Genomic DNA, 14,215 nt, shown 5'->3' with positions numbered 1-14,215 from the left:
TAGCAGCTTCCTTTTAAAAGAAGGAGGAAAATATGATGGAGGATATTCTTGAATTTATAGGGAGATACGTAATTAAACCTATTATTAGTTTAGTGAGATATCTTGTAATAGAGATTATAATTGAGGGCATAATAGAAGGCGTAATAAACGGTATAAGGAAATTACGTGATAAGTGGCGAAATTGGCGGTAGTGTAGCTGATGAGCGTGAGAAACAAAAACGTTATACAGAAGCTTAATGGAATGACAATTTCTAAAGTGAAGAAATAATTATTATCTTACAAAAGTGTAATGTTCATGTCATGTTTTTGAATTTCTTCTTTAAGCTCCGGGCTTTAAGATAAGAATATAAGAAAAAACATATGAGGTGAAGGAAATGAAAAGATACATTGCACTATTTAGTATTTTAGTTGTATTTGCAAGTTTGTTAGTTGGTTGTGATTTAAACCGTATGGGTAAAGATGAGTATTATGTTCAAATTACAGTAGATGGAAAAGAATTTGATAGTAAAGCTAGTAATGGGCAGAAATTTAAAGATTATGAATATAAGCTGACTGGCTTTGATAAAGACGGTAAAGAGAAAGAATTAGAATTCATAGCTCAAAAAAATCTTCGTAAAGAAGCATTCCTACGCGTATACCACTCAGATAAAAAAGGTGTAACAGCTTGGGAAGAAGTGAAAAAAGACGAGCTTCCAGCGAAAGTGAAAGAAAAACTAAGTGTGAAATAAGACAGATAAAAAGGAATTGACGAACAGGGTCAATTCCTTTTTTTGTTTTCAAATTCTTCTTCTGAAATGACTTTAAATCCGTGTCTTTTAAATAAAGCAGTTGTCACTCCGAAACCAGTTTGCTTATTACCGTTAAATTCTCCAGTGTAAATCGTAGAACTACCACAAGATGGGCTGCGTTCTTTTAAAATAATATATTCTGGGTGTAAATCTTTAATTTGTTCTAATGCTTTATAAGCACCATTTACGAAAGCTGCTGTGACATCTTCACCATTTTTTGTTATCACTTTCGCTTTTCCGTCTAAAACGTCGTCGCCATTCCCGCCAATAATTTCAGCGGAAGGACGAGGTGTTGGTAGTCCTCCTAATACTTCAGGGCAAATGAGAACTGTATCTTCTTTTTGCAGAAGCTCCTCTATTTTTGAAACAAGATTGTCATTCCCGTCATAACGGCAAGCAATCCCACCTAAACAAGCGCTAATTACGATCATATTTTCATCTCCATTAAAAAATATTAACTATCACGCCAATTTCGCTTCCTGCCTCTTACTTATAAATGAGGTGATATAAATGGGAAGCTTATATAATTTAATGAAACCATATAGTGAATTTCGAAGTAAAGAAGAGTTTAATACATATCAAAAACAAGTTTTGAAGTGCTACCGATTTCAATTGAATAAAACTGATTCTATCATTATTCATTTTTTAGGAAAATATGCGGTGAATGAGAAACAAAAAACAGTAGGAGTCGCTTGTCCATTAATGGGGACGATTGCGACGAATGTTGGAAAGAGTATTCGTACAGTACGCCGTTCAATTGCAAAGTTAGAGGAACTAGGAATTATAAAGCGTGTTGCAACAAAAGAAAGGCATAAACGCGGCGGGTATAGTGCGAACTTATATGTATTTCTTACATCTGCGATTGACCGCATGGATGACCGTATGAAAATGTCCGCTTGTAAAACTGAGGATAATGCAACTGGCTGTAGTAAAAATGAGCAAAAAATTGCTGGGGAAACAATTCTTTCTAAAAACATTTCACAAATAAAAGAGAAAAGAAAAGGAACGTATGAGCTTGATGAGACGTATTGCCGTCATGATATACCGAAGCCTTTTATATACGCACTGGTGCCGATGACGAGTAATCCGAAGAAAATTAATATATTTTGGAGTAAGGTCGAGCTTGCGTATAAAAAGAGTGGGTTACTAGAACAAGGTGTTTTACTAGAGCAAATATTAGCTGACGAAGAAGTGTATGGAAATTTAATTTGGCGCGTGAAAAGTGTTGTAAGAGCATATAAATATGGGGAAATTCGTAAAGACATTGGGGCACTTTTATACAGTACAGTGCGAGATTTATTTTTAGAGGTTGGATTAGAATGGGGAGCAGCATTAAGGAGAAGTAAGGGAATATCACTATTTGATCCATTCAAAAAAGAGCCATGCGTATAATACATGACTCTAAGTGGCTAATCGAACTTCCTTACAACTGGAACACGAATCGCTACAAATAGTACGAAGACGATAACAGCTATTGCACCACTTTTCATAACGGTTACGATTGGAATTCCCATTGCAAGTGCAAGTGATGTGAATGCATAAGAGAGCGGGATAAAGCCCATTGATGATAGCATAAGTAAACTCATTACGCGTCCCATCATTTCTTCTTTTACTGTCGATTGAATCATTGCCATAAGCGGTACAATCGCCATTGCGATTGTAATACCATAAAACATGCCGGCTAATAGTGCTTGCCAAAGTACGGTGCTAAAGTTGATGGCTAAGAAGAATACACCAGACAATAGCATCATGATAATACAAAATAGACCGCGTCTACGATTAATATTTTTTAAACCTACAATGATAGCACCGATTGCCATTCCGCCGCCTACAGATGCTTCTAAGTAACTAAACTGGAGCGAATCACCATGCAGAACGTTTTTAACAAAAAGCGGGAAACCAACTTGCATCGGGCCGATTAAAAATAAGTTTAAAAAAGCGCTACAAATAAGGAAAGTTGAAAGGAATGGCGATTCCTTTACATATAAGATTCCTTCTTTAATGGAAGTGAACATACCTTTATCTGTATCTTTTTGTTCTGGCATCGTAAATTGTATTTTTTGAACGAGTATGGCAGCGACAATCAGTAATAAAATCGTAATGGAAAAGATTGTCTCATAGTTCGTGAATTTAATGAGAATACCACCAAGTACAGGGCCTAAGATGACCGATGCTTGGTTCGTCATTTGTGTAAGTGAATTTGCTTGTGTTAACCGGCTTTTTTCTACCAATTCCGGTAAGATAGATCCATCCGCTGACCAGAAGAAAGCATCAGCAAGTCCAAAGAATAAAGCGAATAAAGCAAATGTATATAGTGTTACATCACCGACAATGAACCATGTGAGAATGGTTGCGACAAGAATCGCTCGAATGATATTGGAGTAAAACATAATGTTTTTTTTCGGGAATTTATCAGCTACAGCGCCGCCGACAATCATAAAAATAAGCCTTGGAACACTAAGGGCTACGAAAACAACACCGAGTGAAGCTTCAAGGTTTAATGTTTTTGCTATGTACCACGTTTGTGAAAAAGTAAAAAAGGCTAAAGCAAAGCTTGAAAAAAGAGTAGCTGCCCAAAGAAAAAGGAAATTCGTATTTTTTAATAACGGTTTTCCGCTTCCTTCTAAAGCAGTTTTATTTTGTTGTAGTTCCTCCATATTGCTTCCTTTCTATGTGACGAATTTAAACTAAAAAACTTATTAACAATCGTTTTATACAGTTTCTAATATTTCTATACTGCACTTTCTCATTGTAGACAATAATAATGAATTTGCCCAGTAGCTATTTAACGACAAAAAAAGATGCCGAATGGGCATCTTTTTTTAGGCTAACGCAATATAAATATCCAATTGAACGTTGTTTGGATCTAACGCTCTTTCATCGTAAAGCTCAAAGTCTGTTGTGAAGGCACGTTTATTTTCTTTCGACCATTTCCAAATATATTCCCAAGCTTCACAAACGACTTCAGCAACTGGTCCTTTTCTTGTTGTAAATACCGCATATGTAGCGGCAGGTATTGTTAAAGTTGTCATATTTTCAGGAACGTCTTCTAATGAAGAAACAGGCATACCGATTGTAAATTGATATGTACCGGTTTCATCTGATTCGTAGTTTGAGTAGAAAGCGAATGTTTCTTTCGTTTGTTGATTTGGGATGTGATGCATCATTTGTTCTTGAAAGTATCGGTTCCAAAGTTGTGGAATGTTTCCTTCAGTAGATGCCTCTTTTTCATTAGTCGTCGTAACCGAAACGCCGATTGCGTGGAAAGCTTCTTTTTTTACGATAATAGGTTCGTGTAGCATAAAAAATTCCTCCTTTTTTTAAAAAAAGAACATTCGTTCTTGTTTTAATATAACATATTTTTACATGTAACGGTTGTTATTTTTAGAAAATTTTAATCATAAAAAACAAACTGAAAATAACTAAAAAATGGTAAATTTTCTATTGTATGTATAAATAGGATGAGGAGTATGTTAAAATTTTTAAGTATCCTTTAACTGTTATATAAACCTATACAGCACGGTGTTTTTACTATATTAAAAGTATGGTAAAGGTTTGTATAAGTGTCCGGTATATATGCTATTTTTGATAAATTAAAATAGTAATATTCTATGAGATTTATATTGTTGACATTGGGATTTCAACGATACATTTTCGTAGGTCGGATTGTTGCGAGTGGATATATATTGCTATGTATTCGGCTACTAAATGAAAGGGTTACTGAAATGAAGTAGGCGGATAGCAAGTATATAGAAAGGAGAAAGGTAGAAAATATGAAGCAAGTATTGAAGTGTTTTAATGTCGTAACAATGATCACACTTCTTCTATCCATCATATTGCCTTCGCCCAGTGCTTTTGCTACAGAGATAAATAAAAAAAGCTGGGATGAGTTACAAGGAAATGATGTGAAAATTAAGGCAGATCAAGTGAATGCTGAAATGTATAAGGGAGAAGTAGCGGAGAGGGAGCACGTATTTCAATATAAGATTGAAAATACGGGAGATACACCAATCCGAGAATTAGTAATTAAACAAAATAATGACAATGGAATTGAGTTTCTTTCGCAATCTGTGAAAGTAAACGGAGAGAAGTTACTTGAAAATAAGGTAGCGGATTTCTATGTAGAGGAAAAAGATAATGGAGGAAAGGTTCTTTCTTCTAATCTTAAAATTCAAGATTTAAAATCACATGAAAAAATGACTGTATTAATAAAAGCTCGTCGTGCGCAACATTTTAATAAAGAGTATAAGCAAAAAATTAGTGTGCAAAAGGATCAACTACAAATAGGAAACATGTCTGTAGATGTTGAAGGGCTTCCTTCTGAAGAGAAGTTAGAAGCTAATACCGATGATGAGGCTGACAGTAGTAAGAAAGCTATCGGATCAACAACTGATTCAAAAACTAAAGAAGTGGATGGAAAATTAAAAGTATCTGTAGAAGATAAAAATACATCTGCACAAAAAACAGAAATAGAGAAGATAAAACAACCTGAGGCTGAGAAGCAACTAGAAAAAGAGAAAAAGCAATCACCTTTAGCAGTAAAGCAGAGTGATGCAGAAGTACAAGCTGCATCAGAAAATGCTTCGAAGGTTCAAATCCAAACAGGAGATAAACAAGGATTTGGAGACCCGTTGTATTCTACAATTGCTCCTGGTAATTTAGTACAGACTGGTAATGTGACGCTTGGTTTGACATCTGATCATTATGGCAGACAAAGTATGGGTTATAAAACGAATAAAATGACGGTTGATGTTGATAACGATGATAGTACTTTTAATTCGTCAACAGGTGCATTTCCTAACATTCCTGCTGGAAGTAAAGTGAAAAAGGCTTACTTATTCTGGACAGCAGCAATGGGGTTACCAGGAAATATCGCTGATAGAAAGGTTACCGAGGATCAAGTAAGGCAACCAGTCAAAATGAGAATGGGAAATAAAGAATATGCAGAGGTAACTGCTGATAGCATAAGAAAAGCTGATTATCTACCTTATATTTCTAATTACTCAGGTAGTGGCGCAGGATATGTAGCGTATGCAGATGTAACAAATATAATTGCACAGCAAGGTATTTCTCAAACGTTGACAGTTGCAAATGTGCCACAAATTAAAGATGTAACAGGTGGCGGCTATTACTGGGGTAACTGGAATCTTATCTTAGTTTATGAAAACTATAAAGAAACAGTAAAAGACATGAAGATTTGGGAAGGGCTAGTCTCTCAAAAAAGTACAGCCTGGACAGATATTAGTGTTAATAAAATAAACACACCAAAAGAAGGCGCTTTTAAGGCGAAATTTAGTTATTTTTCATCGCAAGGTGATCCAGCTGATAATGATGGATATGCCTATGATTATGGAGAGTATGATTTTGGGTTAGGGTATCAAAAGTTTAAAAATATTAAAGGTAAAGATAATGATGTTAATGACTCATCTATGACAGAAGTACAAGTAGATGGCACTAACGAATTTGTTACGAAAAAATACCCAGGATATAATCCAGATTGGACAAATTCTTTCAGTACAGATATTCATACGTATCACCTTGAAGGACCCACTCAAGTAAAGAATGATTTGAAAGAAGGAAAAATGCGTTTTAGAGCATATGGTGGTGGTGGTGATATTTACGTATTAAACAACGCCACATTCGTTACAGAACATAATGCTCCAAACTTACAAGTTGATAAAAAGGCATTAGATAGTACCGGTAAAGAAGTTAAGGAAATTAAAGCTGGTGAAGAGTTTACGTATCAAATTGAAGTGAAAAATGATACGAAAAATAATCAAGCGCCGGTATCGAATGTAAAAGGTTTTGATAAATTAGATGACCGTTTAGAGTATGTTCCAGGGTCTATTCAATATGTTTCTGGAAGTAGTAAAGGAAATAAAACAGATGATGCAAGCGATGATGAAGCGGAGTTTGTAAATAATCAAATTGATTTCCGTGTTGGTGAAGGTGCTAATGCTAAAGACGGCGGTGTTTTAAAGCCTGGTGAAAGTACCGTTATTACATTCAAAGTAAAAGTGAAAGATTCTGTACAATCAGATACAACAGTAAAAAATGTCGTTGTTGTAAAGGGACAAGATAGTGCCGAGATAAAGTATGAAACTGAGGACGATGCAAATGTTACGGTTACTACCCTAAAAGAAGTTCCAGGGGAAATAGAGGCGAGAAAAATAGCTTCTAATAAAACACCGAAGTTAGGTGATGAGGTAGAGTATCGTATTACATTTAAAAATAAGACAAAAGATGGACGTCTAGATGTATTGACCATTGAAGACGAATTACCAAGTAGTCTTGAATACGTGAAAGATAGTTTGAAAGCTGAAGGTGTAAAACCAGAGCCAGTAGAGCTGAAGTTTGAAAATGGAAAAGTAATTGCAAAGTATCCAGAAATTATGGATATGGAAGAAAGAAGTATCGTCTTTAAAACAAAAGTAAAAGAAACTGCAAAAATTGGTGAAGAAATTGTTAATAAAGCAACCGTTAGAGATAAAACAAATCCACCAAAGAATCTAGAAGAGAAGATTACACCACAGCATAAGGCCGGTAAAATTGCTGCAAAGAAAAAAGCAACAAATAAGAAGCCGAAGCTAGGAGAAGAAGTTGAATATCAAATTAGCTTTAAAAATACGGTGGAAAACGGAAAACTAGATGCAGTTACAATAGAAGATGAAATTCCAGCTAACTTAGAATTTGTTCAAGGCAGTGAGAGAGCTGAAGGTACTGAACCAAATCCAGTAGAGTTAAAAGTAGAGAATGGTAAGGTAATCGCAAAATATCCAGAGATTACGGATACAAAAGAGCGAAGCATCGCCTTTAAAGTGAAAGTAAAAGAAGAGGCAAAAGCGGGAGAAACGATTGTTAATAAAGCGGTTGTGAGTGAGCCAAATGGACAGTCTGAGCATCCAGAAGAAAAGATTACGCCGGATTATAAATACGGTAAAGTGGATGTAGAAAAAAACGTAACGAATCAAACACCAAAACTAGGAGAAGAAGTGGAATACCGAATTACATTTTATAATACGGTAGAAAACGGAAAACTAGAAACGGTGCTAGTAGAAGATACACTACCTAAAGGTGTTGAATACGTGAAAGATAGTTTGAAAGCTGAAGGTATAAAACCAGAGCCAGTAGAACTAAAAGTGGAAGATGGCAAAGTAATGGCCAAGTATCCAGAGATTATGGATACAGAAAAAAGAAGTATTGTTTTTAAAGTGAAAGTAAAAGATTCGGCAAAGGTAGGGGAGGCAATTGTAAATAAAGCAATTGCAAAAGATCCGAAAAATGAGCCTGTTGAATCGAAGGTTGTTATTACACCGCAAAGTAAAAAAGGTGAAATTGCTGCTACAAAGGTAGTTAATAATAAGAAGCCGAAGTTAGGTGAAGAAATCGAGTACCGCATTAGTTTTCATAATACGGTTGAGAACGGAAAACTAGAAACGGTGCGAGTGGAAGATACAATTCCAAAAGGTCTTGAATATGTAGAAAATAGCATCAAGGCCGAAGGAGAAGCACCTGAACCAGTAGAATTAGCTGTTGAAAATGGGATAGTCAAAGCTAAGTATATCGATATTATGGATATGAAAGAAAGAAGTATCGTCTTTAAAGTAAAGGTGAAGGAAGAAGTAAAAGTAGATAAAGAGATTGTCAATAAAGCAATTGTTGATGATACGAAAAATCCACCGATTGAACCGGAGGAAAGAATTACTCCGCAACATAAGGATGGAATAATTGATTCAAAGAAGACAGTAGATAATCCATCACCAAAACTAGGAGAAGAAGTAGAATACCGAATTAGCTTTAAGAACACGGTAGAAAATGGAAAACTAGAAAAGGTAATAATAGAGGATACAATTCCTAACGGTTTAGAGTATGTAAAAGGCAGTGAAAAGGCTGAAGGTGATAAACCAGCTCCATTAAAGTTAAGTGTGAAAGATGGAAAAGTTATTGCTGAATACGACAATATTACGGATATGAAAGAAAGAAGTATTGTCTTTAAGGTAAAGGTGAAGGAAGAAGCGGAAGTGGGGAAGGAAATCATCAATAAGGCAATTGTTGATGATATGAAAGATCCGAAAGAACCAGAAGCGAAAATTACACCATTACACAAAGATGGAAAAATTAAAGCGAAGAAAATCGTAAATAATGAAACACCGAAGTTAGGAGAAGAAGTAGAATACCGAATTAGTATGAAAAATACGGTAAAGAACGGAAAGCTAACAGACGTGACAGTAGAGGATACTTTACCAGAAGGTTTAGAGTATGTAGAAAATAGTTTGAAAGCAGAAGGTGCCGGAATAGATTCAGTAGAGCTGAAATTTGAAAACGGTAAAGTAATGGCAAAATATCCAGAAATTACGGATACAGAAGAAAGAAGTATCGTTTTTAAAGTGAAAGTAAAAGAAGAAGTAAAAGTCGGTAAAAAAATCATTAATAAAGCAACTATTGATGATTCGCAAAATAAGCCAGTTAATCCGACAGCGGAAATTACTCCTCAGTATAAAGATGGAAAACTTGAAGCAAAAAAGATAGTAAATAATGAAACGCCGAAGTTAGGAGAAGAAGTGGAATACCGAATTAGCTTTAAAAATACGGTAGAACATGGAAAGCTAACAGAGGTAAAAATAGAAGATGATTTACCAAATGGATTAGAGTATGTGAAAGATAGTTTAAAAGTAGAAGGTTCTAAGCCAGATCCAGTGGAATTAAAATTTGAAAACGGTAAGGTAATGGCAAAGTATCCTGAGATTACAGATACAAAAGAGAGAAGTATTACCTTTAAAGTGAAAGTAAAAGGTAAAGTGAGCGATTCAATTGTTAATGAAGCGATTGTGAGCGATACGAAACATCCGCCAGAAACACCGACAGCAGAAATTATTCCGCAACATAAAGACGGAAAAGTGAAAGCGAAGAAGACGGTAAATAATGAAACGCCGAAGTTAGGAGAAGAAGTAGAATACCGAATTAGTTTTAAAAACACGGTAGAAGACGGAAAACTAGCAGAGGTGAAAATAGAAGATACTTTACCAGAAGGTTTAGAGTATGTAGAAAACAGTGTGAAAGCAGAAGGTACTAAACCGGATCCAGTAGAATTGAAAATGGAAAATGGTAAGGTAATGGCGAAGTATCCAGAGATTACGGACACAGAAGAAAGAAGTATCACTTTTAAAGTGAAAGTAAAGGAAGAAGTGAAAGTCGGTAAAAAAATCGTTAACAAAGCAATTGTTGATGATACGAAAAATGAACCAGAAACACCGAAGGCAGAAATTACTCCGCAGCATAAAGACGGAAAAGTGGAAGCGAAGAAGACGGTAAATAATGAAACGCCGAAGTTAGGAGAAGAAGTAGAATACCGAATTAGTTTTAAAAACACGGTAGAAAACGGAAAGCTAGCAGAGGTAAAAATAGAAGACAATTTACCAAATGGATTAGAGTATGTGAAAGATAGTTTACGAGCGGAAGGTACTAAGCCGGATCCAGTAGAACTGAAAGTGAAAGATGGAAAAGTAATCGCCAAATATCCAGAGATTACGGATACAGAAGAAAGAAGTATCGTCTTTAAAGCGAAAGTAAAAGAAGAATTTAAAGTTGGTGAAGGCCTTGTCAATAAAGTGGTTGTTGATGATACAAAAGATCCAACAACTTCAGAAGTAACGATTACGCCAGAATATAAAGACGGTAAGCTTAAAGCAGAGAAATTTGTAAACAATAAAAAACCGAAATTAGGAGAAGAAGTAGAATACCGAATTAGTTTTAAAAACACGGTAGAAAACGGAAAACTAGTAGAGGTTACAGTAGAAGATGAAATTCCAGCTGGATTAGAGTACGTGGAGAACAGTTTACAAGCAGAAGGTTCTAAACCAAGTCCGGTAGAATTGAAATTTGAAAACGGCAAGGTAATGGCAAAGTATCTAGAAATTACGGATACAAAAGAAAGAAGTATTATCTTTAAAGTGAGAGTAAAAGAAGAGGCAGAAGTAGGCAAGGAGATTGTTAATAAAGCAATCGTAGTAGATACAAAAAATGAGCCCGAAGAGCCTCATGTGGAAATTACTCCGCAATATAAAGATGGTAAAATTGCTGCGCAGAAAGTGGCGAATAATCATAAACCGAAACTAGGAGAAGAAGTAGAATACCGAATTAGTTTTAAAAACACGGTAGAAAACGGAAAACTAGCAGAGGTAAATATAAAGGATGCATTACCAAATGGTTTAGAGTATGTGGAAGGCAGTATCACGGCAGAAGGTTCTAAACCGAAACCAGTAGAGCTACATGTGAAAAATAATAAGGTAATGGCAAAGTATCCAGAAATTACAGATACAGAGGAAAGAAGCATTGTCTTTAAAGCGAAGGTAAAAGAAAGCGTAAAAGTGGGAGAAGAAATCGTAAATGAGGCAATTGTAGATGATACAAAGAATCTGCCAGAAGAGCCTTATGTACCGATTACACCACAATATAAAGATGGGAAAATTGAGGCAAGAAAAGAAGTAAGTAACCATGAACCGAAGTTAGGTGAGGAAATCGAATATCGAATTATTTTTAATAACACGGTGAAAGATGGAAAACTAGCAGAGGTAAAAATAGAAGATAAAATTCCAGCTGGATTAGAGTTTGTAGAAGGAAGCGAAAAAGCTGAAGGTGAAGAGCCAAAACCAGTGGAGTTGAAAGTAGAAAATGGTAAGGTAATGGCAAAGTATTCAGAGATTATGGATACGCAAGAAAGAAGTATTGTCTTTAAAGTGAAGGTAAAAGATTCGGTTACAATAGGGAAGGACATTACAAATAAAGCGATTATCCATGTTGATGATCCGAACCATCCAGTAATTGATCCGACAGCAAAAATTACACCACAATATAAAGATGGTAAAATTGCTGCTCATAAAAAGGTGAATAATCATAAACCGAAGCTAGGTGAAGAAATCGAATATCGAATTTCATTTAATAATACGGTGAAAGATGGAAAACTGGCAGAGGTGAAAATTGAGGATGAAATTCCGTTTGGTTTAGAGTATGTGAAAGATAGTCTAAAAGCAGAAGGTGATAAGCCGGCCCCAGTAGAGTTGAAAGAAGAAGCTGGTAAGGTTAGTGCGAAGTATGAAAATATCACTGACATGAAAGAAAGAAGCATTATCTTTAAAGTGAAGGTGAAAGATTCCGTTGAAGTGGACAAGGCAATTGTAAATAAAGCAATTGTTGATGATACAAAAAATCCACCAGAGCGACCAGAAGTAGATATTACACCGCAGCATAAAGATGGTAAATTTAAAGCTAATAAAAAGGTAAGTAAAAAAGATCCAAAGCTAGGAGAAGAAGTAGAGTACCGAATTAGTTTTAAAAATACGGTAGAAAACGGAAAACTAGCAGAAGTGAAAATTGAGGATCAACTACCAAATGGATTAGAGTATGTGAAGGATAGTTTAAAAGCAGAAGGTAATGAACCAAATCCGGTAGAGTTAAAAGAAGAAGCTGGAAAAATTACAGCGAAGTATGAAAATATTACTGATACAGCTGAGCGTAGCATTATCTTTAAGGTAAAAGTAACAGAAGCAGTAAAAGTCGGGAAGAAAATCGTGAATACGGCAATTGTGGATGATGATAATCCGAAGAATCCTCCGCAAAAACCAGAAGCGATTATTACACCGGAGTATAAGAATGGAAAAATAAAAGCTGAGAAAACAGTAAATAACCCAGCTCCAAAATTAGGAGAAGAAGTAGAGTATCGAATTACGTTCCGTAACGTAGTTGAGCACGGAAAATTAGCGAAGGTGAAAATTAAGGATGAATTACCAAACAGTTTAGAGTTTGTAGAAGGTAGCGAAAGAGCTGAGGGGGATAATCCAAAACCGTTGCATGTAAAAGTGAAAAACGGCATAGTACTCGCAGAATATCCAGAAATTACGGATACGAAAGAAAGAAGTATCGTCTTTAAAGCAAAAGTGAAAGAAAAAGCTAAAATTGGAGAAGCGATTGTGAATACGGCGGTTGTGGAAGATACTATAAATCCACCAGAGAAACCGAATGTCGCGATACAACCTCAACATAAAGAGGGTGTATTACAAGCTGAAAAGACAGTGAGTAACCATGAACCGAAGTTAGGAGAAGAAGTAGAATATCGAATTAGTTTTGAAAATACAGTAGAAAACGGCAAACTAACTGAGGTAAAAGTAGAGGACGAAATTCCAGCTGGTTTAGAATACGTACAGGATAGTATAAAGTCTGATGGGCCGGAACCAAATCCAGTAGAACTTAAAGTTGAGAATGGAAAAGTAACAGCAAAGTATCCAGAAATTACGGATACGAAAAAAAGAAGTATCATCTTTAAAGTGAAAGTACAAGAAACGGTACAAGTAGGAAAAGAAATTATAAACAAGGCGGTTGTGGATGATAATAATCCGACAAATCCACCAGTTGAGTCACTTATACCAATTACACCTCAATATAAAGATGGGAAACTAGAGGCAAGGAAAGAAGTAAGTAACCATGAACCAAAGCTAGGGGAAGAAATCGAATATAGAATTACTTTTAACGGCACAGTAGATGGCGGGAAGTTAGTTGATGTAAAGATTGAAGATGAAATTCCGTCTGGTTTAGAGTATGTGAAAGAAAGTCTGGAGGCCGTAGGTGATAATCCTGTGCCAACAGAACTTAAAGTCGAGAATGGAAAAGTAACAGTGAAGTATCCAGAAATTATGGATACGAAAGAAAGAAGTATCATCTTTAAAGTAAAGGTAAAAGAATCAGTAAAAGTTGGAGAGGAAATAACAAATAAAGCGATCATTCATGTAGATGATCCAGATCATCCAGTTATGGAACCGACAGCGACAATAAAGCCAGAATATAAAGATGGTAAGTTAAAAGCGACGAAGACAGTAAATAATAAAGAACCGAAGCTAGGAGAAGAAGTAGAATACCGAATTAGTTTCAAAAATACGGTAGAAAACGGCAAACTAGCAGAGGTAAAGGTAGAAGATGAAATTCCAGCCGGTTTAGAGTACGTGCAAGATAGCATTAGATTTGAAGGGGCTGAACCAAATCCAATAGAGTTAAAAATGGAGTTTGGAAAAGTAATAGCAAAGTATCTAGAAATTACAGATACGAAAGAACGTAGTATTATTTTTAAAGTGAAGGTAAAAGCAGCACCAAGTAAAGGGATAACAAATAGAGCGGTAGTGGACGATAAAATAAATCCACCACTTGAGCCTACAGTTACAATTTTACCGAAAACAAAAGAAGATCTTAAGATACCAGAAGAGCCGAAGGAACCAGAAGTGAAACCGGAAGAGCCGAAAGAACCGAAGGAACCAGAAGTGAAGCCGGAAGAGCCGAAGGAACCAGAAGTGAAACCGGAAGAGCCGAAGGAACCAGAAGTGAAACCGGAGGAACCGAAAGAACCAAAAGAACCAGAAGTGAAACCAGAGGATCCGAAAGAG

At 35.7% G+C, this 14,215-nt stretch carries 7 protein-coding genes and 1 pseudogene; 5 read left to right on the top strand and 3 right to left on the bottom strand.

Annotated elements, in window-relative coordinates; all coding sequences use genetic code 11:
• Nucleotides 1-35 precede the first annotated feature (35 nt).
• From AB6801_RS12330 to AB6801_RS12320, 3 genes and pseudogenes are all read left to right on the top strand, one after another.
• Nucleotides 36-191 carry a hypothetical protein gene (locus AB6801_RS12330; RefSeq protein WP_176522407.1) on the top strand — a complete coding sequence of 52 codons (156 nt, stop codon included), beginning with the start codon at nt 36-38 and terminating at the stop codon, nt 189-191.
• A pseudogene (locus tag AB6801_RS12325) lies at nt 166-231 on the top strand (methyltransferase); the annotation flags it as partial. The gene AB6801_RS12330 and the pseudogene AB6801_RS12325, both read left to right, overlap by 26 nt.
• A 143-nt stretch (nt 232-374) precedes the next feature.
• The gene (locus tag AB6801_RS12320) at nt 375-728 is read left to right on the top strand and encodes a YxeA family protein (RefSeq protein ID WP_000833145.1); all 354 of its coding nucleotides are present in this window, start codon (nt 375-377) and stop codon (nt 726-728) included.
• A gap of 29 nt (nt 729-757) precedes the next feature.
• Here AB6801_RS12320 and AB6801_RS12315 read toward each other — a convergent pair whose 3' ends face one another.
• Entirely contained in the window at nt 758-1,219 is a 462-nt protein-coding gene (locus AB6801_RS12315) for a 2-thiouracil desulfurase family protein (RefSeq protein WP_000635484.1), read from the bottom strand.
• Nucleotides 1,220-1,298: 79 nt separating this feature from the next.
• Here AB6801_RS12315 and AB6801_RS12310 point away from each other — a divergent pair, with 79 nt between their 5' ends.
• Nucleotides 1,299-2,180 carry a helix-turn-helix domain-containing protein gene (locus AB6801_RS12310; protein ID WP_000535260.1) on the top strand — a complete coding sequence of 294 codons (882 nt, stop codon included), beginning with the start codon at nt 1,299-1,301 and terminating at the stop codon, nt 2,178-2,180.
• Nucleotides 2,181-2,197: 17 nt separating this feature from the next.
• On the opposite strand, the gene AB6801_RS12305 is transcribed toward AB6801_RS12310, so the two are convergent.
• Nucleotides 2,198-3,445, bottom strand: coding sequence for an MFS transporter (locus AB6801_RS12305; protein ID WP_000391942.1), 1,248 nt, complete (start codon nt 3,443-3,445; stop codon nt 2,198-2,200).
• Between the two features lie 165 nt (nt 3,446-3,610).
• Nucleotides 3,611-4,090, bottom strand: coding sequence for a GyrI-like domain-containing protein (locus AB6801_RS12300; RefSeq protein ID WP_000902159.1), 480 nt, complete (start codon nt 4,088-4,090; stop codon nt 3,611-3,613).
• Nucleotides 4,091-4,561: 471 nt separating this feature from the next.
• Between AB6801_RS12300 and AB6801_RS12295 the strand changes: the two genes are divergently transcribed.
• Nucleotides 4,562-14,215 (top strand): isopeptide-forming domain-containing fimbrial protein (locus AB6801_RS12295; protein WP_370941082.1); only part of this gene is annotated, 9,654 nt, incomplete at its 3' end.

The sequence above is a fragment of the Bacillus sp. RCC_6_1 genome (assembly GCF_041360755.1).
GTDB classification, from domain to species: Bacteria; Bacillota; Bacilli; order Bacillales; family Bacillaceae_G; genus Bacillus_A; species Bacillus_A cereus.
This window is presented reverse-complemented; position numbering and strand designations above follow the sequence as displayed.

Excerpts from the sequence above, each read along its gene's own strand:
- AB6801_RS12330 (WP_176522407.1), top strand. The coding sequence starts at position 36 with ATGGAGGATATTCTTGAATTTATAGGGAGATACGTAATTAAACCTATT.
- AB6801_RS12320 (WP_000833145.1), top strand. The coding sequence starts at position 375 with ATGAAAAGATACATTGCACTATTTAGTATTTTAGTTGTATTTGCAAGT.
- AB6801_RS12315 (WP_000635484.1), bottom strand. The coding sequence starts at position 1,219 with ATGATCGTAATTAGCGCTTGTTTAGGTGGGATTGCTTGCCGTTATGAC.
- AB6801_RS12310 (WP_000535260.1), top strand. The coding sequence starts at position 1,299 with ATGGGAAGCTTATATAATTTAATGAAACCATATAGTGAATTTCGAAGT.
- AB6801_RS12305 (WP_000391942.1), bottom strand. The coding sequence starts at position 3,445 with ATGGAGGAACTACAACAAAATAAAACTGCTTTAGAAGGAAGCGGAAAA.
- AB6801_RS12300 (WP_000902159.1), bottom strand. The coding sequence starts at position 4,090 with ATGCTACACGAACCTATTATCGTAAAAAAAGAAGCTTTCCACGCAATC.